The sequence below is a fragment of the Blattabacterium punctulatus genome (genome assembly GCF_003226695.1).
GTDB classification, from domain to species: domain Bacteria; phylum Bacteroidota; class Bacteroidia; order Flavobacteriales; family Blattabacteriaceae; genus Blattabacterium; species Blattabacterium punctulatus.
On the sequence record NZ_CP029808.1, the window covers coordinates 581610 to 606147 of the forward strand.

Sequence of the window (24538 nt, forward strand, 5' to 3'; positions counted from 1 at the left end):
AATATAGTTATAATGTCTGAACTTTTATTTCTCTAAATTATAGAGTACATTAGAATAAAAAAAAGAAAAATAGGGAAAAATTATATAGTTATATTCAATCCATCATGAGCTAAATAAACATTTTTAGGTAATTGAATCTGAATTTCATTGTGAAATCCAAAAAAGGGACTTATATGTGTAAAATAAGTTTTTTTAGATCCTATTTTTTGGATCATTTCCAATGATTCAGATAATGTAAAATGATATGGATTTTTTGTTTTTTTTCTTAAAATATTTAAAACTAAAATATTCAACCCAATTAATTTTTTCATAGTATGAATAGGGATACTACTGGCATCTGTTATATAGGCAAAATTTCCTATACGAAATCCTAAAATAGGAAGTGTACCATGCCATATATCTAAAGGAATTATTTTCAAATAATCTATTACAAAAAAATCCATATAATTATCCAACTTATAAATAGAAATTTTGGAAGTATTTGAATTTTGATTTTTTGAAAAAATATAGTAAAATCTTTTTTTTAAGTTTTCTAATACACGATGTAATCCATAAACTGGAATGGTTTTTTTCATTTTAAAATTAATAGGTCTTATTTCGTCTAATCCTCCTATATGATCATGATGTTCATGGGTAATAAAAATTGCATCCAATTTTTCATGATTAATTCTTAACATTTGATAACGAAAATCAGGGCTACAATCTATTAAAAATGATTTGTTATCCTTTTCAATAAGAATAGAACTTCGAAGTCTTTTATCTTTTGGATTATTTGATAAACATACTGGATGCTTAGATCCAATGATAGGGACTCCCTGTGAGGCCCCAGTTCCTAAAAAAGTAATTTTCATATATTTTTACTATTGAAAATGCTGATTAATTATATTTTTTTTCATTTCATTTATAATATTTTTTTTCTCTTTTAAAAATTCTTTTACAGAATCTCTTCCTTGACCTAATTTTATATCTCCATAATTAAACCAAGATCCATTTTTTTTAATAATCCCTAAATTAACTCCTATATCAAGAATTTCTCCTATATTTGAAATACCTTCTCCATACATAATATCAAATTCAGCAGTTTTGAACGGGGGGGAAAGTTTATTTTTTACCACTTTTACTTTTGTTCTATTTCCTAAAATATTTTCTCCATTTTTAATTTGAATTCCTTTTCGAATATCCAAACGTATAGAGGAGTAAAATTTTAAAGCATTCCCTCCAGTAGTTACTTCAGGATTACCATAAACTCCAATTTTTTCTCTTAATTGATTAATAAATATCAATATACTCTTAGATTTTCCTATACTAGAAGTTAGTTTTCTCAAAGCTTGTGACATCAATCTTGCTTGTAGTCCTATTTTAGACTCTCCCATTTCTCCTTCAATTTCACTTTTTGGAGTTAAAGCTGCTACTGAATCTACTACTATCATATCAATAATACTTGATCTTATTAAATTATCCACTATTTCAAGAGCTTGTTCTCCATTATCTGGTTGAGAAATAATTAATTCTTTGATATCTACACCAATTTTTTTAGCATAAACACAGTCAAAAGCGTGTTCTGCATCGATAAATCCTGCAAATCCACCAATTTTTTGTGATTGACTAATAGCATGTAATGCTAAAGTAGTTTTTCCAGAAGATTCTGGTCCAAATATTTCTATAATACGACCTTTAGGAAATCCTTTTATACCTAATGCTATATCTAAACTAAGAGATCCAGAAGAAATAATTTCTAAATTTTCTATTCGTGTATCTCCCATACGCATTACTGTTCCTTTCCCATAAATTTTATCCATTTTATCTAATACAAGTCTTAAAGATCTTTTTTTTTGTTCAAATTTTTCATTCATAATCTTGTATAAGTAAAATGGTATTCGATATAAAAAATTTATCCATTCATTATTAATTATTATTTGTTTTTTTTATTATTTTTCTTTTAAAATAGAAATTTTACTTTTTGGTAATCTTAAAAAATATTTATCTCCATTTTCAGGAGTAATAATATCTACAAGATATTGTGGATTTAAAAACATTAAATCTTTATAGGAAATATTTAATTCGGAAGAAAAACTTTTCAAAGAAATTTTTTCTTTTATTGGAATTAATACGGTATCATTAAATTTAATACGAAAATGAGAATATAAAGGTTGTTGTATATTATGTTCTTTATAATAATTCATTATATAATTAATAGCAATAAATTTTGGAATATAATTTTTGGTTTCTTTCGGAAAAAAATTCCATAAACTCCAAAAATCTTTTTTATTATTAAGTCGGATTATTTTATTTATGGTACTTGGCCCAGCATTATAGGCCGCTAAAACTAATTCCCAATTTCCTATTTTATTATATAAATATTTAAAATATCGACAGGCCGCTTCTGTAGATTTAAATGGATCATTTCTTTCATCATAAATATTATTAATATGGAGATTATATATTTTTCCAGTTTTAGGCATAAATTGCCAAATTCCTTGAGCTCCAGATTTAGATGTAATGGTAGGGTTTAGATTAGATTCTATAATGGCAATATATTTTAATTCTTTTGGTATACGATATTTTTCTAATTTTTCCTCAAACATAGGAAAATAAAAATTAGATAAGAAAATAATTTTTCCTATATATTTTCCCATACGAAGATAACTTTCTACAGCTGCATGTATTATGGTATTATATTTAAGTATTTTTATTTGAGATTTTTGATTTAGATTATTGATTCTAGATCTTAATTCATTTGCATCTATATTGGTAATAATAAAAGTTTGTTTATTATTTTGTGAGTAATTTTTTTTTCCAAAAAAATATTTTTTTTTAATTCCAAATATTTTTTTCCATAAATTATCTATATATATATGATTTATATCAAATTTTTGAATAGGTATACTTTTATTATAATTTATTTTACTTTTCTGTTCAACAAATGATTTTGATACTGATTGTATAATCAGGCTTTTTAAGATGAGCATAAAAAACATAATATTTCTTATCTTTTTCATTCATTAATTTTTAGTTTAAAAAAAGTGTTAATAAAAAAAACAGAAAATGAAAAAATTTCTATTTTTCTTCTGTAGAATTTTCGTTTTCAGAAGCTTTTTTGAACTCTTTTAATCCGGTCCCTAATCCTCTCATTAATTCTGGTATCTTTTTACCACCGAAAAGTAAAAGTGCAAGAATCACAATAACCACAATTTCCGTAGTTCCAAATGTTCCAAGTAATATAAAAAAAATAAAAAATAAATCCATTGAATGGAAATTTTACTCAAATATAAAAAAAATTATGAAATTTTTACTTTAAAGTCTTTTTTCAAATTTTAATTTTTTATTATATTAATTATATTTTAGTTTTTTATATATATAAAAAAATAGAGAACTAAAAATTTAAAATAGAATGATCTCCTAAATTTACTTTTTTTGGCATTTCTATATAAGATGTATAACTATCAATTATAGAATTGTAAATATTCACATTTTGTATTATTGTATAATCTTGTATTAAAGATTTTTTTATATTACTGTTTTTTATTTTTGTGAATTTTCCTATTGAAACATAAGGTCCAATAACACTATTTTCAATAATTGTATTCTCTCCTATGAAACAAGGTTTTATAATGAAACTATTTTTTATAATCGTTTTTTCATGAATTAATTTTGATTTTTTAGATTCAATAGATAATATTTTTGAATTAGAGGATATAGTTCTTTTTTTATTTCCAAAATCCATCCATACCTGAACTTGTTTACTAGTAAATCTAATTCCTTTTTTTCTCATATTTTCTAATGCAGAAGTCAATTGATATTCTTGCTCATTTTTAATATTATGATCTAGGATATATTGTAATTCTTTTTTCAATAAAGAACTATTTTTAAAATAATAAAAACCAATAATAGCCAAATTAGATACGTTATTTTTTGGTTTTTCTATAAACCGAGTAATTAATCCGGATGGATCACTTTCTACAATTCCGAATAAATTTGGGGTTTTAACCTTTTTTGTCCATATAATATTTTCTATTTTTGTATTTTTTATGATTTTAAAATCATCATTGTAAAATAAAGTATCGGAAAAAGCAATAATGATGGGTCCTATTAAAGAATTTTTTGCTTTAATAAGAGCATCAGCAGTTCCTAATGGTTTTTCTTGATAGTATATCACAATTTTGTGAAATCCTATATCATTAGATATTTTTATTAATTGTTTTTCTATTTTTTTTCCTACTTTTCCTATAATAAAAACTATTTCTTTTATTGAAAGAATTTCAATAGATTGAAATAAACTTTCAAGTAATCTTTTCAAAATTGGCTTTCCTAATATTTGGATCAAAGGTTTAGGGGTAATTAGAGTATGGGGACGAAGACGGGATCCTTCACCTGCCATAGGAATTATGATTTTCATAAACTGAAATAAATTAATAATTTATATCCAAAATTTTATATTCCGGTACTTCCAAAACTATTATATCCTCTTTTACTTTTATTTAAAATAAAACATTTTTTCCATTTTATTTTTATTTCTGGATAAATATTTATAATGGCAATTTTGTCGTTAGGTTGAATTAAAATCTTTTTTAAAGAGATATTTATTATAATTATTTTTAATTCTTTATAATATTGGGAATATTTTTTTTTTTTATTTAAAATATGGATTATACAAATAGTTACAGGATCAATGAATTTTTTTTTTATAAAAAAATCTTTTTTAAAATTTTTATAAAAATTGAAATAAAAACCCGTCGAAATTAACTTTCTTTCCAAAAAAAATATGGAAATGGAATCTTGAATATTTGCTTTTAAAATAGATGTTGATGGATAACTTTTTGTATACAAAATATTCCTTTTTTTTATTTTTCTATTTCAATTTAGAAAAAAAATTATCTTTTTCGAATAAAAAAACAATAATTATATATAAAAACTGTAAAAAAAAATGAATTTCTATCCTATTTTTATTATTAATTATATATAAAACTAATAAAAAAGCAAATAATAAATGAAGAATAATATTCCATTTTTTTGTATTATAAAATTTAAGAAAATTTTTTTTTCCCCAAAAATATAGAACTAATACCATACTTCCATAAGAAGTGATAGTTCCCCAAGCTGGTATCATAAAACTACTATTAGGAATTGATATAAATGCTATATTAAATAAAATTGTAATAGATACACCTATTAAGGATATATAAGTTCCAATAATCGGTTTATCTATAATTTTATAAAAAATGGATAGATTTGTATAGATTCCTAAAAATAAATTTCCCATCATTACTATTGGGATAATAGATATTGCCATATGATATTTTTTATCGATTAAAAAATCTATGATAATGGTAATATTTCCACATATTAATACGTAAAATATTAAACCTAGTATAATAAATAGATAAATAATCTCTTCGTAATAATATTTTGCATCATCATCTTCAGATTTTTTAAAAAAAAAAGGTTCTATTCCTAATCGAAATGCACGAATATATAAACTCATAAAAGAAGCTATTTTGTAACAAGCGGAATAAGACCCATTTATTTCATCGGAAAGCCATCTTTTAATTAATATTTTATCAAGATTTTCATTAATAGAAAAAGCTATAGTTCCTAACATAATAGGAATTCCATAAGTTAACATTTCTTTAGCTAGAATCTTATTAAACTTTTTTATATTTACTTTCCTTAAAAAAATAGGAATAATTAAAATAAAATTACTTAAAGAAGCAATCATATTTGCAAAAAATATATATCCTATTTTATCTGTAAAAGAATTAATCCATTCAAAAATGTAAGAATAAAATTTTGGAATAAAAGGAATCATTTTTAATGATGTATAAAAAGAAAACATATATGTTATAAAAATAGATTGTACTAATATATTTATAACATTTATAATAGTATATCTTAAAGCCATTTCATTAGCACGAATCCAAGCCATAGGAAGAATACAAATAGTATCAAAAAATATAATTAAAAAAAACATGAAAAAATATTCTGGATGATTTTTATATCCAGCAATAGAAATTAAGTATTTTATTGAATTTATAGAAAGGATTAAAAACAAAGAGGTTATAAAAAATTGAATAATAACGATGGTTGAAAAAATTACTTCCTTTTTGTGATTTTTTTTGGATAAAAATCTAAAATAAGTATTTTCTAATCCAAAAGAAAGAAATCCTATAACTAAAAAGGATAAGGCATACATATCTGTATAAAGTGAAAACTCTTCTCTTTTTAAATATTTAGTAAAAAATTTTAGAAAAGCATAATTCATAATCTTTGGGAAAAGAAATCCTATAGAATAGATGATGGTTTGAATCAATAATTTTTTATACACAAATTCAAAACTTTTTTATCAAAATTTAAGGACTTTCTAAGTTCTACATTATTTTTTTTTAATCTATAGATAGATGATAGTAATTATGATTAAATTTGATCAAATATTTTATTATATAAGTAAATAAAAATGAATTATCATAAAAAAAATTCCAAAGAATTTGTGAAATTTGCTGTAAAAGATCAAAAAATAAATAGTTTATTTATAGATCAATATATTAAAATGATGACTCCATATATTGTTGAAGAACGAAAATTAAATATAGCACAAATGGATGTTTTTTCTCGTTTAATGATGGATCGTGTTATTTTTTTAGGAACTATAATAGAAGATCAAATAGCTAATATTGTACAGGCACAACTGTTATTTCTTCAATCGGTAGATACCTCAAAAGATATACAAATCTATATTAATTCTCCTGGAGGTAATGTTCATGCTGGATTAGGAATATATGATACTATGCAAATTGTTGAACCTGACGTAGCAACTATTTGTACAGGAGTAGCTGCTTCTATGGCGGCTGTTTTACTTTGTTCTGGAGTAAAAAATAAAAGATCTGGATTAAAACATTCTAGAATTATGATTCATCAACCTATAGGTGGGACACATGGACAAGCTTCAGATATTGAAATTACCGTTCGTGAAATTTTAAAATTAAAAAGAGAACTTTATGAAATTATTTCTATACATTCAGGATCTCCAATTGAAAAAATTGAAAAAGATTCAGATAGAGATTATTGGATGACTTCTGAAGAGGCTAAAGAATATGGGATGATTGACGAAGTGCTAAAGGCTAAAAAAATATAATAAAAAAATGATCACGACAGGATTCGAACCTGTGACCTACTGCTTAGAAGGCAGTTGCTCTATCCATTTGAGCTACGTGACCTATATAATAAATCAATAATCGGGGTAGTAGGATTTGAACCTACGATCTCCTGGTCCCAAACCAGGCGCGATAACCAAACTACGCTATACCCCGTTACAAAAAAGCGGAGAATGTGGGATTCGAACCCACGCAGTATTTTTTACCGACAGTTTAGCAAACTGTTCCGTTAACCACTCCGGCAATTCTCCTAATCTAATATATACAAATCTAAAGTAGATCTATTAAATAAACAAATTAAATCGGGTATTCAATTCTAGTAGTATGATAAATATTTATCAATTTTTTTTTAAGAACTTTCTTTATTTTTTCTATTTCTTTAAAAGTGATATTTACATTAGTAAATTGATTTTCTTTTTTTTGGTTATTAATAATATTTTCTACTATATTTTCTAGATCTTTGTTAGATGGATTTTTGATGCTTTTGGAAGCAGCTTCTACAGAATCACAAATCATAACAATAGCCATTTCTTTAGAAAATGGTTTAGGTCCCGAATATTGAAATTTTTTTTCATCTATTATCATATTTGGATATATTTTTTTTTGTTTTTCATAAAAAAAATGAATAATACGATTTCCATGATGTGTTCGGATAAAATCCATAATGAGATCAGGTAAGTGATATTTTTTAGCTAATTTAATTCCAATTGTAACATGTTCTAATATAATTTTAGCACTTTCTTTTGGGCTTATATTTTCATGGGGATTAAATGGATTATTATATTGATTTTCAATAAAAAATATAGAATTTTGAATTTTTCCAATATCATGATAAATAGCTCCTATTTTTGCTAATAAAGAGTTAGCTCTAATAGAAATAGCTGCTTCTTCTGCAATATTTGCCACAGTTAAAACATGTTGTAAAGTTCCTGGAGCTTTTTGAGATAGTAATCTTAATATTGGAGTATTTATATCAGAAAATTCTAATAATGAAATATCTGAAGTAATATTTAATAATTTTTCAAAAAAAAATATTAATGGATGAACCAATAAAGTTAATATTCCACTCAAAAAAAATAGATAAAAAGTATTTAAGGAAATATTTTCTAAGGATCCTTTACGAATTAGAGTAAGTGAACAAAAAGTAATTATATAAGTAATAGTTATTTTACCTACTGAAAAAAATAAATTAGTTATTTTATAAATACTTTTTTTTGTTAGAATAACTAAAAAACCTGTAATAACTTGAAGAAAAATAAATTCAGAACTATTTGGTGTAATTAAGGATAATAATAAAATTGTTATTAAATGGATGAGAAGACTTAAATTTATATTAAAAAAGGCACGAATACTTATAGGAAAAATACAAAATGGTATTAAATATAATTCTTTAGAATGATATTTTATAGTTAATATTGTTATTAAGAATATCAATAATATATTGATTATTAAAAAATTTATCTTTTTATTATTTTGAAATATTTTACTTTGAAAATAAAAAATATATAAAAATAATATCTTCAATATTATACTTATCATTAAAAAATATCCTATAATTAAACCATAATATTTTTTTTTATTCCATATTCTAGATTTATATTTTTTATTAAAAAATGAACATGTTCGAAATTTATATTCATCTATAATATTATTTTTATTGAAAAAATTTGGGATTTTATTGCAATAAATTTTATTCCAATTTTCTAATTGTAGAATTATAAAATAAATATTTTTATTATTTTTTAGTATTTTAAAATTAAATGGAGAAAAGGGCTCTTTATAAAAAAAAGTTTTTTCTTTATAAAATTTGTATTTAAAAATATCTTTTTTTGGAAAAAAAAAGATTAAGGATAAAATAGAAATAAGTATTATCAAAATTTTATCTGTTTTTATATAAATCAATCCTTAATAATCATTTAGATATTACCTTTTTCTAGAAGGATAAATATTTTTTTATAAAATTTAAAAAAAATGATAAAAAAAATTGGAAAATATTAAATATTAAGAATATTCATATTTTTGAAAAATATTATTAGAAAGTAATTGATTGTCATCGTTAATGATTTATTCTAAAAAAAATAGTAGATTAGGTTTTAAGTATACCTTTAATTTTTTCAATTTTCGAAATTATATTTCTATAATCTGAAGTATTTCTGTAAATAATTATATAAAAAAATTATATTTACTAAAAAGTTAAATATAATTATCAAATTTTTTATAATATTTTTAGTTAGTATATTTTATATTTATTTAGATTTTAAGTATGTTTACAATAGTATATTGTCTATTCCATCTATTTGTATTAGATCTTAAAATAATTCTTATATATATTTTCTTATTTTTCAATATATTTTTTATTATTTTTATGTAATTTTTTTTTTATAAAAAAAAAATCATAAATTTTTTTCCATAAAAAATCTGATGAAATTCTATAAATAATTTCATTTCCATAAATTGGATAAATATCCTGATGTCTAGTATTATTTTTCTTATTTTTAGAATTAGAAAAAATAAAATTATTATTAAAACGAGAAAAAATGCTAAATTTTAAGTGACTATTTTTAGTACGATGGAGATTAAAATCTAATTTCAATTCTCTTATTCTAAAGAGACTTCTTTTTTCTTTTTTCATTTTTTTTATAAAAAATTCTATATTACTTCTTATAGAAATACGATTATTAATTGCATAATATATTGAAGAAAGGATACTACTATATTTATTTTTTTTTCTTTCGATAAAATCAAAGTTAACGTTCAATGATGGACTTATTTCTGAAATAATATTTTCTATATATTTCAAAAATAAGTTATAAATAATAGAGGATAAAAAATTATTTTTTGGAAATTTTTTTAAAAAGAATTTTCCTAAAGTTAAAATAGAAAAAAATTGAATATTTTTTTCCTCATAAGAATTTAATTTTTTTAATAATTTTTTTTTGATTTCTTCATTACTATTATTTGGAAATAATATATCTAGGTTTATATTTGGATTTTTTATATCTCCATAAATACTCATTTTTAATTTTGTATATATTATTATAGGATCATAAATACTTGAAAAATTTTGAACATATAAATAATCTATTACATTAGATACATATCTAGTATAATAGACTGTTAAATTAATATTTGATTGATTGAAATTATTGGTCCAAGTAATCATTCCACCTGATTTTATTTTAAATCTCTTTTTTAATTTTAAAATTGGAATTTCTTTTTTATTTGAAAAATGATAAAATCCGTCTTTGAAAAAATATTTTCCACTGGTTTGAATATTTGTATCTATATTTTTTTTTAAAAATAAAGGACCTTGTCCTCTAAATTCTATAAAATTTTCTAAATTATTATTTAATAATATTGAAACTTTGGTATTTTTATTTATATATGTTTTTATATTTAAATAAAATAAATTTTCTTTATTCTCATTTTTTAATTTTTTTATTTCATTTTTTGGAATATCATTTTTATTAAAATTTGTCTTATTAGGATTTATATATTCAATAAAATTATTGTTTTTATATTTTAATCCTTTTGGGTTTATATATAAATGAGAAGAATTTAAAATATTTCCTTTTTTCATGTAAATTTTTACATATTTATCTTTTTTTATTATTTTAATTTTTCCATTAGAAAAAATTTTTCCAAAGAAAAAAGTATTACATGTTTTTTTTGTATTTAAAACAAGCAATTTATTTGTATTTATAGATAAATTTAAATTCCATTTAAAAAAATTATTATGTAAAAAAAATCCATTTATATAACCTTTTGTATGGTATTTTGTATCTATAAAAGGAGATGAATTTAAAATAAAATAATTATGAATAAGATAGATATAAGTTGTATTTATCATTTCATAATCTGTATTGATAGAATTTATTTTTATTCCAAATTTTTTAATTTTTATTTTTCCAAAATAATGAGGATTATCTAAAGATCCTTTAATTTGAATATCCCCTACAATAATTCCTCTTGCTTCGAAATTAATTTTTTTCCAAAAAAAGGAAAAATCTCTCATATTTAAATTTTGAATATTTACATTAAAATCAATATTTGATTTTTTTTGTAAATCATTATTAATATTTCCAGATAAAAATAAAAGTTCAGAAGATCCGTTTTTCAAAATTCCATGAATTTTATAATTATTTTTATATGGGAAAGAATCAATATAAAAATCTCCAATAACTTTTTTTTCAATTAATACATTGTTAATTTTTATATTGATTTTATTAAGTTCAATTTTATTTTTTTTTATTTGTAAAATACAAAAACCATTTGTAATCCCATCTATCATTATATTTTTTTTTGGAATTATTTTTTTTAATTCTATATTTTTTAGTATAAATTGAAATTTATTACAATTTTTTTCAATAAAATCGGAATTTATTACAATTGTTTGTTGTTCTTTTTTTTTTGAAGTTGAAGATAACATAAGATTATTAATGCTTCCCCTATGATTTATTAAGTCTATTTTTATTATTCCAATATTTTTATTCATATTATTTACGATAAACCAATCATATCCATTGATATTTAATTTAGAAGAAATAATAAAAAAAATAAGAGAATTATTTTCCTTACATTTTTTACATGGATCATTAATTTTTTTTAAAATTAGATTAATGGTTTGTTTTTGAACTTCTTTTTTTTGGAAATTGAAAAAAAAGTTGGAATAAATCAATAAAGAATTTTTTCTATCTAAAATAGATAGATCGATAGATTTAAATATAAAATTTTTAAAAAAAATCTTTTCAAGGGATAATTGTATTTTTTCTTTTAAAAAAGAATTTACCTTAATAGAAATATTTTTGATTAAAATTTCATTTAATTTAATTTTTTTGGTAAAAAAATGAATTTTTATTTTACTATTTTTTAATAATCCTGATAATTGAATATTATCAGATAATATTTTCATTATTTTTTGTTGATTAAAAAATTTGTAAAAAGATTTTTTAATTAATAAATTAAAATAAGCATATTGTTTTCCTAAATAATTATTTTTTATTTTTTTTTTTGTAATTAAATAATATATCTCATTTTTAAATGATTTTAATAAATTATTCCATCCAAAATTTCCATAAATATGACCGATAATTATATCGGATATATTTATAGAAATTTTTTTTAATGATTTATTTTCAAATGAAAATACTTTTATAAAAAATCGATTTTCATTTTTATATTTAGCTATATTTATAGAAAATTGTTGAAAATATGAATTTTTTTTTCTATTTAAGTTTATTTTTGATTCAGAATTAGGGGGGAAAAAAGTAGTAAATAAGTTATAAAAATTATTTTTATCCTTTTTTTTAAAAAAAAAATTGTTATAAATTCCTTTAAATTTAAAAATCCATAAACCTGATGAAACACTATTAAAAAATGGTATTTTTAATAATTTTATTATATTATTTTTTTCTGTTAAAATTTCACCTGTGTACTGTATATTGTTATCCTTACCACGAATACAAGTATTATATATATTTGCTCTAATATTATTATATTGAATATTTCCATTTAGGTTAATAAACCTTTTTTTTATAATCAAGTTACCTCTATAAATAAAATTTTTATAATAATTTTTTATAAAATTAAATTTTAAATCAAAATTTGATAAAGTTAATTTTTGTATTTCATGAGATGAAATTTGAAGAATAGTTTTTAAAAATTGAATTTCTTTCCATTTATTTTTAAAATAGAAAATATTAATTTTATCTGAAAAAATCTTATTTCCATAAATATTTTTTATCAAAATTTTAGAAAAAGTAAGTTTTTTATTTAATTTTCCATTTATAATACCTTGAATAAAAAATATAGAATTGGAAGACCATTTTTTAGTATAAAAAAATAGACTCATTAAATCTATTCCTAGTTTAGAACCTTCAAAAATTTCACCTTGTATATTCCTATTTTTTTCGTAAAAAAAAGATTTTTCAGATCCATTATTATAGAATATAAATTTTCCTTTTAGGAAACTATTATTTGTTTTTATAAAAAAATGCTGAATTTTTAATTTTAAGGGGTCATATGTAAAACGACAGAAAAAATTTTTAATTATATAACTTTTTTTTAAATTTATATTTTCGTATGTTAAATAAGCATTTTTTACTTTTAAATTAGAGCAAGTAATAATTCCAATAGAATTTTTACTCCAATTTTTTTTTTTTACAAATTCTTTTAATAGATAAAATAAATTGTTTTCTTTTTCATTAAAATATTTTTTAATAAATATCTTTGGATTATCAATAATTAAATTTCCTATATTTAAATATTTTGAATTAATTAAAATATATTGAAATAAATTTTCAATAGAAATTTTACATTTAGAAAAATGAACAAAAGAAAATTTATGATGATCTATGATATTTACATCATGAAAAGAAAATTCTTTTTTAAGAATATTAAAAGTTATATTTTTTACATAAATATTACCACTAATATGGTTTTTTACTTTTTCTAAAAAAAAAGAAACTATTTTTTCTTTTATTTTCTGTTTTTGATAATAAATAGTATAAAATATTCCTATTATAAAAAAAAGGACTATTATACAGAATAAAAATATTTTTTTATTTTGAAAAATAAATTTTTGTAAAAAAAAATTATTCATTTTTTAATTATTCTAAAGATATTGTTATTTTTTTTATGAAAAAAAAACTTATTATTATTGGCATAGAATCCACATGTGATGATACCGCTGTTTCTATTATTAATAATCGAGAAGTTCTATCTAATGTAATTATCCGTCAAAAAATTCATAAAAAATATGGGGGGGTAGTTCCTGAATTAGCTTCAAGATTTCATGATAAAAATATTTATTTAGCTGTAAATAAAGCTATTTATTTATCAAGGATAAATAAATATGAAATTGATGCTGTATCTTTTTCTTTAGGACCAGGATTAATCGGATCTTTATTAGTAGGAGCTTCTTTTGCAAAATCTTTTTCAATTGGATTAAAAATTCCTTTATTAACTGTCAATCATGTACAAGCACATGTACTTGTACATTTTATACAAAATGCGAATATCAATAATTCTTTTCCTAAATTTCCTTTTTTATGTTTAATGATTAGTGGGGGACATACCCAAATAATAAAAGTAAATGATTTTTTTAAAATGGAAATTCTAGGATCTACCTTAGATGATTCTGTAGGAGATGCATTTGATAAGATAGCTAGAATGTTTGGTATTTATTATCCTGGAGGACCATTATTGGATCGTTTTTCTAAAAGTGGATATTCTAAAAAATTTAATTTTTCAAAACCAAATGTGAATGAATTAGATTTTAGTTTTAGTGGATTTAAAAGCCATATTTTTCAATTTATAAAAAAAAAATCAAAAAAAGATTCATTTTTTATTAAAAATAATTTAGCAGATTTATGTGCCTCTGTGCAAAGAACTATATCAGAAATACTTTTGGAAAAAGTACATAAAGCAACTATAAAAACGGGAATTTTTAGAATAGTTTTAGCAGGAGGAGTTTCCGCTAATAATGAAATTAGACGTAATTTTATTCTTTTTGCAAAGAAAAATAAAAAATGGGAAATTTTTATTCCAAAAAAAAAATATTCCATAGATAATGGAGCTATGATAGCTATTACAGGACTATTTAAATATAAAAAAAATTTTTTTGATTCTATAAATGTAACTCCATATACAAAATTTCAAAAATTCTAAAAATTTTTAAGTACATCTACAAATTAAATTTCTATCTCCATATCCATCATCAATTCGATCTATTGATGGCCAAAATTTTCTTTCTTTAACCCAATTCAATGGATAAGCAGCTTTTTCTCTAGTATAAGGATATATCCAATTATTTCCAGTTAATATATCTAAACTATGAGGTGCATTTTTTAATACATTTTCTTTTTTCGTAAATAGACCTTTTTCTATTTCGTTGATTTCTTCACGTATTTTTATAAGTGTTTCAATAAAACGGTCTAATTCTTCTTTAGATTCACTTTCTGTAGGTTCTATCATCATACATCCTTCTACAGGAAAGGATATAGTAGGAGCATGAAATCCATAATCCATCATTCTTTTTGCTATATCTATTACTTCTATTTCAATACTTTTAAAAACTCTACAATCTATAATAAATTCGTGTGCGACTGTATTATTATCCCCAACATATAATATTTTATAATAATTTTTTAATTTATTTTTTATATAATTAGCATTTAAAATAGATATTTCAGTACATTTTTTAAGTCCATCTGGACCTAACATACGAATATATGCATAAGAAATTGTTAAAATTAAAGAAGATCCATATGGAGAAGATGAAATGGTTAATTCTTTTTTTTGATTTGAATTTTTTTGAAAAGGATGATTAGGAAGAAATGGTTTTAAATGAGGTGCAACACAAATTGGTCCCATTCCAGGACCTCCTCCACCATGAGGTATAGCAAAAGTTTTATGTAGATTAATATGACATATATCTATTCCAATTTCTGCTGGTTTAATTAATCCTATTTGTGCATTCATATTTGCCCCATCCATATAAACTAATCCTCCATACTCATGAATAAGATCTATTATATCTTTTATATTTGACTCATATACTCCATGAGTAGATGGATAAGTTATCATTAATACAGATATTAAATTTTTATTTTCTTTTACTTTTTTTAACAAATCATTTTGATCGATAGATCCATCTTTTTTAGTAAAAATTAAAATAACTTTCATTCCAGCTATACTTGCTGAAGCAGGATTAGTACCATGTGATGAAGTAGGAATTAAGGCAATATTTCTTTTATATTCGTGTAATGATTCATGATAAGCTTTAATGACCATAAGTCCGGCATACTCTCCTTGAGCCCCCGAATTTGGTTGTAAAGAAACTCCAGAAAAACCAGTTATTTCTTTCAAATATTTTTCCAAATTTTTAATAATAAATTGATATCCTTTTGTCTGATTTTTAGGGGAAAAAGGATGAATATTTCTCCATTCATATTGGCTTAAAGAGAATAATTCTGCAGAAGAATTTAATTTCATAGTACATGATCCTAAAGGGATCATAGAATGGGTTAAAGAGAGATCTTTTTTTTCTAATCTTTTGATATAACGCATCAGTTCATTTTCTGAATGAAACTTATGAAAAATTGGATGTATTAAAAAATTAGATGTCCTTTTTAAAAAATTTGGAATTCTATATTTCTCTTTTTCTATAATTTTTTTTTTGGTATTTTTCTTAATAACTTGATGAAAAATAGAAACAATATGGTCAATATCTTTTTCATAAGTTGTTTCGTCTAAAGTAATTGTTAAATAATTTTTATCTACATATCTGAAATTAATTTTTTTACGTTCAGATATTTTTTTTAATTTTTTTAAGAAAAAAAAATTTGAATTTTTTATTTTTATTCTAAGGGTATCAAAATAAAATGTATTCATTTGATGAATATTATCACCAATAGTATTCATCAATAAATATTCTAGTTTTTTAGTATTTTTATGAATATTTTCTGCTATTATTTTTAATCCATTTGGACCATGATATAAAGCATACATAGAAGCCATTATAGCAGGTAATACTTGTGATGTACAAATATTAGAAGTAGCTTTTTCTCTTTTTATATGTTGTTCTCTTGTTTGTAAAGCCATACGAAATGCTTTTTTATTTTTTTTATCCATGGATTCTCCAATAATTCTTCCTGGAAGAAATCGTTTATATCTCTCACAAGTAGATAAAAAAGCAGCATGAGGCCCCCCATAGCCCATAGGTATACCAAAAGATTGACTAGATCCTACAACAACATCAGCCCCCCACTCTCCAGGAGGTTTTAATAAAGTTAGGGCTAATAAATCACTGGATACTATTACTGATATATTTTTCTTTTTTGCATATTTTACTGTTTCACGATAGTCATATATTTCTCCTGAAGGAGAAGGATAAGAAAGTAATAATCCGAATATTTTTTCTTTTTTATATTTGTTTAAGTTTCCATGAAAATCTTTAATCAACTTTATTCCTAAACCATAACATCTTGTTTTTAATATGGAAAATGTTTGTGGAAAAACTTCATCTGAAACAAAAAAATAGGAAAAGTTTTTTTGTATTTTTTTTATTTTTAAACTTTCCTTATAAATCATTAACATAGCATCAGCTATAGCTGTACCTTCATCTAACATAGAAGCATTACTAATTTTCATTCCAGTAATATCTGAAACCATAGTCTGAAAATTAATTAAGGCTTCTAAACGTCCTTGAGATATTTCGGATTGATATGGAGTATAAGGGGTATACCAATTTGGATTTTCTAAAATATTTCTTTGAATTACAGCTGGAGTTATAGTATTTTTATATCCTAATCCTATATAAGAACGATAAATTCTATTTTTTTTACTGATTCTATAAATATGATTTAAATATTGATATTCAGAGATAGAATTTGGTAGATTTAATCGTTTTTTTAAACGTATTTCTTTTGGAATAGTATGATTTATTAAATCTTTTATAGATTTGTATTTTAATATTTTCAACATTTCGTGAATTTCTTCACAAGATGGCCCTATATGTCTGGAATAGAATTTTTTTATAAAAAAATCCTCATTCATAAAAATAGAAATTGTGTTTAACTTCAGTAAAGTTAGAGAAATTTAGAAAAATTTTTCATAAAAAAAATCGTTAAGAACGATCATTTAAAAAATTTATATATTAATATATAAAAAAATTCAAAATGAAAATTACTATTATTGGAGCAGGAAATATAGGAGCATCATGTGCTAGTTTATTAGCTAAAATAGATATAGTTGAAGAAATTGTTTTATTGGATATAAAAGAAAAATTAGCTGAAGGAAAAAGTTTAGATATATCTCAGATGTTACCTCTTGTTGGATCAAATACTCATGTTATTGGTATTACTAATGATTATTCAAAATCAAAAAATTCCGAAATAATTATTATTACTTGTGGATTTCCTAGAAAACCAGGAATGAGTCGTGATGATTTAGTAAATATAAATGCAAAAATTATTCATACTGTAACTAAAAAATCTATTTATTTTTCTCCAAATGCAAAATTTATAATAGTATCTAATCCATTGGATGTGATGACCTATGTATGTTATAAAACAGCTAAAATCGATTCTTCTAGGGTTATGGGAATGGCCGGAATATTAGATTCAACTAGATATCGTTTCTTTTTATCAAAAGAATTAAATTGTTCTCCTCATGATATACAAACTTTATTACTAGGAGGGCATGGAGAGACTATGGTCCCTTTATATAGATATACTTCAATATCTGGAATTCCTATTATAGAATTTTTATCGAAGGAAAAAAATCAAATCATTATTGAAAAAACTAAAAACGGGGGTGGGGAAATTGTAAATTTATTGGGGACATCCGCTTGGATAGCTCCTAGTGCTTCTGTTGTAAATATGGTAAAAGCTATTATTAAAAATTCTAAACGAATTTTATCGTGTTCTGTTTTTTTAAATGGAGAATATAATTTAAAAAATGTGTATTTAGGAGTCCCAGTAGTTTTAGGAAAATATGGAATAGAAAAAATAATAGAATTACAATTGAATAAAGAAGAAATGTTTCTTTTGAAAAATTCTGCTAATCATATAAAAAATATGATGAAAAAATTGAATAATATCAATTTATAAATTTTTGATTTAATCATGAAAAATAAGATTTTATTTTTAGTAGCTCACCCTAATATAGAAAATTCTATTTTAAATAAAAAAATTATACAGAATATTCATCATAAATACAAAAAAAATATCATTATACGAAAATTATATAATATTTATCCTGATTTTAAAATCAAGGTAGAGGAAGAAATAAGGATTATTTTGAATACAAAATTTATAGTATTTCAATTTCCATTTTATTGGTATAGTTATCCATCTCTTTTAAAAGAGTGGAAAGATCAAGTTTTTACAAAATTATATAAAAAAAAATCTCTTTCTGGAAAACATTTATTAGTATCTATTACTACTGGATCAGAAAAAAAAACATTTCATGCAGGAGAAAAAAATAATTTTACTATAGATGAATTCTTACGTCCTATTCAACAAACAGCTCATATTTGTAATATGATTTATCATGGATATGTTCATATTTCAATCCATAGGGTAAAAATGAACGGAAAATCATGTTTTTTGGAAAATTATACAGATAAAATTATTTTTAGGATTAAGGAATGGATACAATAAAAAATATTGTTATCTTTCTAAAAAAATTAATAATTCTCCTTTTTTATAACTTATTTCGATTTTTTGTAGTAGTTCAGTAGATTCGTTTCTGATACCTATATTTTGACCTATTTTCAATAATCCATCATTAATAGGATATTTTAACCCATGAGTAAATAATCCTTCTACTTTTGGAAATGGGAAAAGAGAAACCTTTTTATTTTTTTTCTGATAAAAAAAATTTTTTTTATCAGAAAAAAAATAATAATGATAATTATCATGAAAAATTATGGATAATTTTTTTTTATATTTTAAAGCAGTTGATAGATTTCCTAAAAAATGATCTTGTTCTTTTCCACTAGCCCCCCAAACATTTATATTAAAATATCCTTTAGAATGGATGATTCGTAAAGATTTATCAAAATCAGAGTAATTTTGATCTTTGGTTTCAAAAATTTCAAAAAATTTATTTTTTTTTCTTACAAAATTTTTTTTTAAAAAAGAATCAAAATCTCCAATAATAGAATCCACTCGGACACCCATTTTTTTTAAATAGTAAAAGGCTCCGTCAACTGCAAATATTTTTTTGTAAAAAAAATGTTTTTTAAAATAAATATGAGGTGGGGTACCATTAAGAAATAATCCAACTTCTGGACCTTGAAATCGATGATCCATTTTTATTTTATGATTTGATGATTTTTTTTTATAAAATGATTTCCTAAATAAACTTTTTTTACCATAGTATCTTCTATCAATTCTTTAGAAGGTCCATGTTTCAATATTTTTCCTTCAAACATTAAATAAAGACGATCCGTAATTATAAAAGTTTCTTGTACATTATGATCGGTTATTAATATACCAATTTTTTTATTTTTTAAAGAAATAATAATTTTTTGTAATTCTTCTATCGCTATAGGATCTATTCCAGAAAAAGGTTCATCTAAAAGAATAAATTTAGGATTTGAAGCTAAACATCTAGCAATTTCAGTTCTTCTACGCTCTCCTCCAGATAGAAGATCTCCACGATTTTTTCGTATATATTGTAATCCAAATTCTTCAAGAAGTTGTTCAGTTTTTTTTTTTCTTTCTTTATAAGAATGTTTTTTCATTTCTAATATGCATAAAATATTATCTTCTACAGATAATTTTCTAAATATAGATGGTTCTTGTGCTAAATATCCAATACCTTTTCTAGAGCGTTTATATATTGGATCATTAGTAATATCTTCTTCATTAATAAGGACTTGTCCTTGATCTGGGCGAATAAGTCCTACAATTATATAAAAAGAAGTTGTTTTTCCTGCTCCATTTGGCCCAATTAAACCAACTATTTCTCCTTGATTTAACCAAAAAGAAACATTTGTTACAACATTTTTTTTTTTATATTTTTTGTATATATTTTTTGCTATCAAAACCATGATTATAACAATTTTTATTTTTAATAAATCAATTTGATTGTTAAATTGCAAATTTATATTTATTATGTAATATGATAAAAAATATTTTATTTAAGTTTAATTTTTTTTTGATAATTTTTTGTAATTTTTCTTTTGCTATAGAATTAGAAAAAGTAAATGGTATTTCTGTTATAATAGGAGATGAAATAATCTTAGATTCCGAGATAAAAAATTATTTATATTATAATAAAAATATTTCTCCATGTAAAGGATTAAAAAATTTATTAATTCATAAATTAATTCTTTATTATGCAAAAAAAGATCCAAATTTACAGATTTATGATCAAGAATTAGAAAAAAAAGTATCTAATATATTAGAAGAAAATTTTGTAAAGACATTAAATAAAAATTATTATACTAAGGAATTTTTGGAAGAACTCACTGAAACCATTAAAAATAATCAATATATAGAAAAATTTTATCAAAAAATAATAGACGATATAGAAGTATCTCCTGAAGAGGTTAAATATTTTTTTAATAAAAAAAAGGAAAAATTACCTATAATTCCAAAAAAAATATGTATTTCTTATATGATTTTTTATCCAAAATTAATTGAAAAACACCGTAATAAAATTTTTAATTTTTTGAAAAAAATAAAAAATGAAATTCATTCTGATAAAGATTTTTCGACAAAAGCAATTTTATTATCAGAAGATTATTCTTCTGCATTGAATGGTGGTATTATTAAGGGTTTAAAAAAGAGAAATATACCAAAAGAATTTGAACGTGTAGTTTATTCTCTAAAAGAAAAACAAATTTCTGAACCTTTTGAAACAAATTTAGGATTTCACTTAGTAAAATTAGAAGAAAAAAAAGGTGATGAAATAGATATAAGGCATATTTTAATTAAACCTAAATATACAAAAGAAGAGTTAACCAAAACAAAAAAATTTGTAGATTTAATCAAAAATCGTTTAATAAATCATGAAATTTTTTTCGAAACTATCCAAGATGAAAATCCAATAAATAATAATCAAATAGTAGTAAATTCTTATATATGGAAAAAAAATTGTATAGAAGAAAAAGATTTATCAAAAAAAATGAAAAAATCTTTAATTCATTTAAAAAATGGAGAAATATCTGATACGTATAAAGAAATTTTAAATGGAAAAGAAGTTTTTTTTATTGTTAAATTATTGGAAAAAATTCCTTCTCATCCAATATCTTTGGAAAAAGATTATACGGAATTAAAAAATTTGATAAAGCTTATTAAACAAGAAGAAAAAATTAAAAATTGGGTAAAAATTCAATTAAAAAAAACTTACTTAAAAAGGATTTGTCCATAACATAAATTATATTATTATGTTTCTTTATATAATTCTGCATAATATCCATTTAATTGAATTAGATCTTTATGGGGGCCTGTTTCTACAAGAACTCCATTATTAAGAACTAATATTTTATCTACATTTTTTAATGTAGATAGACGATGACTGATAATAATAGAAGTTTTATTTTTAGTTAAACGATATGTAGCATGATAGATCAATTTTTCTAATTCTTGATTTAAAGATGCTGTTGCTTCATCTAGTATAAGTATGGAATAAGGATGGATTTGTACTCTTAAAAAAGCAATCAACTGTTTTTCTCCAATAGATAAAATATCACCCCTTTCTTGTACAAGATATTTATATCCATTAGGTAAAGATTTTATAAAGTTATGTATTCCTATTTTTTTTGCCATTTTTTCTATTTTTTCTAGGCTAATTGAAGAGTCCCCTAAAGTTATATTATTAATAATAGAATCATTAAATAAAAATGTATCCTGTGTTACCACTCTTATATGAGATCTTAAATTTCTAAGTTCAATATTTTTAATTTCATATCCATCAATTAAAATTTTTCCTTTTTTAATATCGTATAATCTGGAAATTAAATGTGTAATGGTAGATTTACCAGAACCCGTGGTACCTACTATAGCAACATTTTCTCCAGGAAGTATTTCAAAAGAAATTCCTTTAATAGTCATTTTTTCATTATTGATATAAGAAAAATAGACATTATGAAATATAATATTTCCTTTTAATTTTTTTATTCGTATATTACCATTATTAATAATTATTTTTTTATCAGAATTGTTTAATATAGAAAATATACGTTCTATACCAGATAATCCTCTTTGTATAATATTAAATCTATCTGCTATTTGACGCATTGGACGAAAAATAAGGTAAATAAAAAAAATAAAAGCAATAATTTGTCCTGATTTTATATGATCCCCCCCCTTATCTTCAAAAGAATGAAACCCTCCATAAAATATGACAATGCTTATTGTAAAAGCAGATATAAATTCAACTATTGGAAAAAATATAGAGAAATAAAAAATAGTTTTAAAATGAGCATTCATCAATCTTTGATTAATAGATTTGAATTTTAAATATTCTTCTTTTTCTTTATGGAAAAGTTGTATTATAGACATTCCTACTATTTTTTCTTGTAAAAAACTATTTAAACGTGAAGTTTGTACACGTTCTTCATGAAAAGTTTTGTTTAATGTTTTTTGAAAAAAACGAGTAATAAAATACATAAATGGAATAGTAAAAAAAATAATAATAGATAATTTTTTATGCACTGTATACATCATAATTACAATCATTATTATTCTTAAAATATCTCCAGATATAAATAATATACCATCGTTAAATATTACAATAATAGTTTCTATATCCGAAACAGAATAGGATACCAATTTACCAATTGGAGTTTTGTTAAAAAAAGAAGTTTTAAAAGATAACAACTTTTCAAATAAAAGAATTCTAATTTTTTCAACAACTTTTTGAGCAAGAATATTGGATAAATATAATAAAATGAAATGAAATAAACTTTCTAAAATAAGAAGTAAAATAATCCATATTAAAATATTTTTAAAACCAAAAAAGTCTTTATAAACTATATGAACATCTATAGCTTTCTGTATCAATTTAGGGCGATAAGCAGATATAAAAGATATTAATATAGAAATAGTAATTATTGTTATTAAAATAAGTTTATGATTTAAACTTATTATTAAAAGTTGTTTCAAGGAAGATTTTTTTTTCATAAAAAAATATCCTCTGGATAAATAATTTTATAAAGAAATAAACCACATGGTGGTGGAATTGTTTTACTACAGTAATCCTTATTTTTTAATTCTATAATTTCTATAAATCTATTTATACTAATTTTTTCTCTTCCTACATCAACTAATGTACCAATTATAGATCTTACCATATTTCTTAAAAATCGATTAGCTTCAATAGTAAAACAAAAATGAGTGTTTTTTATTGACCAATTTGCATCGTATATTTCACATATATTATTTTTTTTTTCATTTCTTTTTTTAGAAAAAGAACTAAAATCTTTATATTTCATTAAAATTCTAGTAGCCTCATTCATACGTTTAATATTTAATGGATAAAAACAATACCAAGAAAAATCTTGAAAAAAAGGATTTTTTTTATATGTTAAATAATATTTATAGGTTCTACTTATTGCATTAAATCTAGCATGAACATTTTTTTTTACTGGAAAAATATTGAATACATGAATAGATTTAGGCAAAAAAATATTTAATTTTTTAATAAAATTATTGCTTATTTTTTTTTCAATATCAAAATGTGCAAACATTTGTTTTGCATGGACACCTTTATCTGTTCTTCCAGCTCCTACTATATTTATAGGAGTTTTTAATAATATTGATAAACAAGATTCTAATTTTTCTTCTACAGAGTTAACTTTATTTTGAATTTGCCATCCATAGTAATCCTTCCCATTATAAGATAATTCAATAAAAAATCTCATTTTATTTTTG

Annotated in this window: 19 protein-coding genes and 3 tRNA genes; 5 read left to right on the forward strand and 17 right to left on the reverse strand. The window is 21.8% G+C overall.

Translation table 11 applies throughout. The features are described 5' to 3' along the window. Positions 1 to 80 precede the first annotated feature (80 nt). From DM780_RS02840 to DM780_RS02870, 7 genes are all read right to left on the reverse strand, one after another. The gene (locus tag DM780_RS02840; RefSeq protein ID WP_110548911.1) at positions 81 to 851 is read right to left on the reverse strand and encodes an MBL fold metallo-hydrolase; all 771 of its coding nucleotides are present in this window, start codon (positions 849 to 851) and stop codon (positions 81 to 83) included. A 9-nt stretch (positions 852 to 860) separates the two neighbouring features. Beyond that, entirely contained in the window at positions 861 to 1853 is a 993-nt protein-coding gene (gene recA, locus DM780_RS02845) for a recombinase RecA (protein WP_110548912.1), read from the reverse strand. 75 nt (positions 1854 to 1928) lie between these two features. Then, entirely contained in the window at positions 1929 to 2999 is a 1071-nt protein-coding gene (locus DM780_RS02850) for a lytic transglycosylase domain-containing protein (RefSeq protein ID WP_110548913.1), read from the reverse strand. Between the two features lie 58 nt (positions 3000 to 3057). Further along, entirely contained in the window at positions 3058 to 3246 is a 189-nt protein-coding gene (locus DM780_RS02855; protein WP_110477768.1) for a Sec-independent protein translocase subunit TatA/TatB, read from the reverse strand. Positions 3247 to 3373: 127 nt separating this feature from the next. After that, complete coding sequence (locus DM780_RS02860; RefSeq protein WP_110548914.1) at positions 3374 to 4396, reverse strand: sugar phosphate nucleotidyltransferase; 1023 nt, start codon at positions 4394 to 4396, stop codon at positions 3374 to 3376. A 35-nt stretch (positions 4397 to 4431) separates the two neighbouring features. Then, positions 4432 to 4827, reverse strand: a complete 396-nt coding sequence (locus DM780_RS02865) for a dCTP deaminase/dUTPase family protein (protein ID WP_110548915.1) — start codon at positions 4825 to 4827, stop codon at positions 4432 to 4434. 22 nt (positions 4828 to 4849) lie between these two features. Next, positions 4850 to 6322 (reverse strand): lipopolysaccharide biosynthesis protein, encoded by a 1473-nt coding sequence (locus tag DM780_RS02870; protein WP_110548916.1) that lies wholly within the window; start codon positions 6320 to 6322, stop codon positions 4850 to 4852. Between the two features lie 129 nt (positions 6323 to 6451). Here DM780_RS02870 and DM780_RS02875 point away from each other — a divergent pair, with 129 nt between their 5' ends. Further along, entirely contained in the window at positions 6452 to 7129 is a 678-nt protein-coding gene (locus DM780_RS02875; protein ID WP_110477771.1) for an ATP-dependent Clp protease proteolytic subunit, read from the forward strand. An 8-nt stretch (positions 7130 to 7137) separates the two neighbouring features. Here the strand turns inward: DM780_RS02875 and DM780_RS02880 are convergent. From DM780_RS02880 to DM780_RS02900, 5 genes are all read right to left on the reverse strand, one after another. After that, a tRNA-Arg gene (locus tag DM780_RS02880) sits at positions 7138 to 7211 on the reverse strand. A gap of 18 nt (positions 7212 to 7229) precedes the next feature. Further along, positions 7230 to 7304: transfer RNA gene (locus DM780_RS02885), tRNA-Pro, on the reverse strand. An 11-nt stretch (positions 7305 to 7315) separates the two neighbouring features. Further along, a tRNA-Ser gene (locus tag DM780_RS02890) sits at positions 7316 to 7399 on the reverse strand. 46 nt (positions 7400 to 7445) lie between these two features. Next, positions 7446 to 9023, reverse strand: coding sequence for an HDIG domain-containing metalloprotein (locus tag DM780_RS02895; protein WP_235611983.1), 1578 nt, complete (start codon positions 9021 to 9023; stop codon positions 7446 to 7448). Between the two features lie 460 nt (positions 9024 to 9483). Next, entirely contained in the window at positions 9484 to 13749 is a 4266-nt protein-coding gene (locus tag DM780_RS02900; protein WP_110548918.1) for a translocation/assembly module TamB domain-containing protein, read from the reverse strand. A 35-nt stretch (positions 13750 to 13784) separates the two neighbouring features. Between DM780_RS02900 and tsaD the strand changes: the two genes are divergently transcribed. Then, a complete protein-coding gene (tsaD, locus tag DM780_RS02905) occupies positions 13785 to 14816 on the forward strand; it encodes a tRNA (adenosine(37)-N6)-threonylcarbamoyltransferase complex transferase subunit TsaD (RefSeq protein WP_110548919.1) in 1032 nt (343 codons plus the stop codon). A 6-nt stretch (positions 14817 to 14822) separates the two neighbouring features. Here tsaD and gcvP read toward each other — a convergent pair whose 3' ends face one another. Then, complete coding sequence (gene gcvP, locus DM780_RS02910; RefSeq protein ID WP_110548920.1) at positions 14823 to 17705, reverse strand: aminomethyl-transferring glycine dehydrogenase; 2883 nt, start codon at positions 17703 to 17705, stop codon at positions 14823 to 14825. A 122-nt stretch (positions 17706 to 17827) separates the two neighbouring features. On the opposite strand from gcvP, the gene mdh reads away from it, so the two are divergent. Then, positions 17828 to 18760: a malate dehydrogenase gene (gene mdh, locus DM780_RS02915; protein WP_110548921.1), complete on the forward strand. Its 933-nt coding sequence runs from the start codon at positions 17828 to 17830 to the stop codon at positions 18758 to 18760. Between the two features lie 15 nt (positions 18761 to 18775). Beyond that, positions 18776 to 19312: an NAD(P)H-dependent oxidoreductase gene (locus DM780_RS02920; RefSeq protein ID WP_110548922.1), complete on the forward strand. Its 537-nt coding sequence runs from the start codon at positions 18776 to 18778 to the stop codon at positions 19310 to 19312. 9 nt (positions 19313 to 19321) lie between these two features. Here DM780_RS02920 and DM780_RS02925 read toward each other — a convergent pair whose 3' ends face one another. Next, a complete protein-coding gene (locus DM780_RS02925; RefSeq protein WP_110548923.1) occupies positions 19322 to 19966 on the reverse strand; it encodes a thiamine diphosphokinase in 645 nt (214 codons plus the stop codon). A gap of 2 nt (positions 19967 to 19968) precedes the next feature. Further along, positions 19969 to 20709 (reverse strand): LPS export ABC transporter ATP-binding protein, encoded by a 741-nt coding sequence (lptB, locus tag DM780_RS02930; protein WP_110548989.1) that lies wholly within the window; start codon positions 20707 to 20709, stop codon positions 19969 to 19971. A 71-nt stretch (positions 20710 to 20780) separates the two neighbouring features. Here lptB and DM780_RS02935 point away from each other — a divergent pair, with 71 nt between their 5' ends. Next, positions 20781 to 22034, forward strand: a complete 1254-nt coding sequence (locus tag DM780_RS02935) for a peptidylprolyl isomerase (protein WP_110548924.1) — start codon at positions 20781 to 20783, stop codon at positions 22032 to 22034. 14 nt (positions 22035 to 22048) lie between these two features. Here DM780_RS02935 and DM780_RS02940 read toward each other — a convergent pair whose 3' ends face one another. Beyond that, positions 22049 to 23788, reverse strand: a complete 1740-nt coding sequence (locus tag DM780_RS02940; protein ID WP_110548925.1) for an ABC transporter ATP-binding protein — start codon at positions 23786 to 23788, stop codon at positions 22049 to 22051. After that, complete coding sequence (gene truA, locus DM780_RS02945) at positions 23785 to 24528, reverse strand: tRNA pseudouridine(38-40) synthase TruA (protein WP_110548926.1); 744 nt, start codon at positions 24526 to 24528, stop codon at positions 23785 to 23787. The genes DM780_RS02940 and truA overlap by 4 nt, the downstream gene beginning before the upstream one ends. Between the last annotated feature and the right edge of the window lie 10 nt (positions 24529 to 24538).

Excerpts from the sequence above, each read along its gene's own strand:
- DM780_RS02860 (WP_110548914.1), bottom strand. The coding sequence starts at position 4,396 with ATGAAAATCATAATTCCTATGGCAGGTGAAGGATCCCGTCTTCGTCCC.
- DM780_RS02940 (WP_110548925.1), bottom strand. The coding sequence starts at position 23,788 with ATGAAAAAAAAATCTTCCTTGAAACAACTTTTAATAATAAGTTTAAAT.
- DM780_RS02875 (WP_110477771.1), top strand. The coding sequence starts at position 6,452 with ATGAATTATCATAAAAAAAATTCCAAAGAATTTGTGAAATTTGCTGTA.
- DM780_RS02920 (WP_110548922.1), top strand. The coding sequence starts at position 18,776 with ATGAAAAATAAGATTTTATTTTTAGTAGCTCACCCTAATATAGAAAAT.
- tsaD (WP_110548919.1), top strand. The coding sequence starts at position 13,785 with ATGAAAAAAAAACTTATTATTATTGGCATAGAATCCACATGTGATGAT.
- DM780_RS02840 (WP_110548911.1), bottom strand. The coding sequence starts at position 851 with ATGAAAATTACTTTTTTAGGAACTGGGGCCTCACAGGGAGTCCCTATC.
- recA (WP_110548912.1), bottom strand. The coding sequence starts at position 1,853 with ATGAATGAAAAATTTGAACAAAAAAAAAGATCTTTAAGACTTGTATTA.
- truA (WP_110548926.1), bottom strand. The coding sequence starts at position 24,528 with ATGAGATTTTTTATTGAATTATCTTATAATGGGAAGGATTACTATGGA.
- DM780_RS02855 (WP_110477768.1), bottom strand. The coding sequence starts at position 3,246 with ATGGATTTATTTTTTATTTTTTTTATATTACTTGGAACATTTGGAACT.
- DM780_RS02925 (WP_110548923.1), bottom strand. The coding sequence starts at position 19,966 with ATGGATCATCGATTTCAAGGTCCAGAAGTTGGATTATTTCTTAATGGT.
- gcvP (WP_110548920.1), bottom strand. The coding sequence starts at position 17,705 with ATGAATGAGGATTTTTTTATAAAAAAATTCTATTCCAGACATATAGGG.
- DM780_RS02935 (WP_110548924.1), top strand. The coding sequence starts at position 20,781 with ATGATAAAAAATATTTTATTTAAGTTTAATTTTTTTTTGATAATTTTT.
- DM780_RS02900 (WP_110548918.1), bottom strand. The coding sequence starts at position 13,749 with ATGAATAATTTTTTTTTACAAAAATTTATTTTTCAAAATAAAAAAATA.
- lptB (WP_110548989.1), bottom strand. The coding sequence starts at position 20,709 with ATGGTTTTGATAGCAAAAAATATATACAAAAAATATAAAAAAAAAAAT.
- mdh (WP_110548921.1), top strand. The coding sequence starts at position 17,828 with ATGAAAATTACTATTATTGGAGCAGGAAATATAGGAGCATCATGTGCT.
- DM780_RS02850 (WP_110548913.1), bottom strand. The coding sequence starts at position 2,999 with ATGAAAAAGATAAGAAATATTATGTTTTTTATGCTCATCTTAAAAAGC.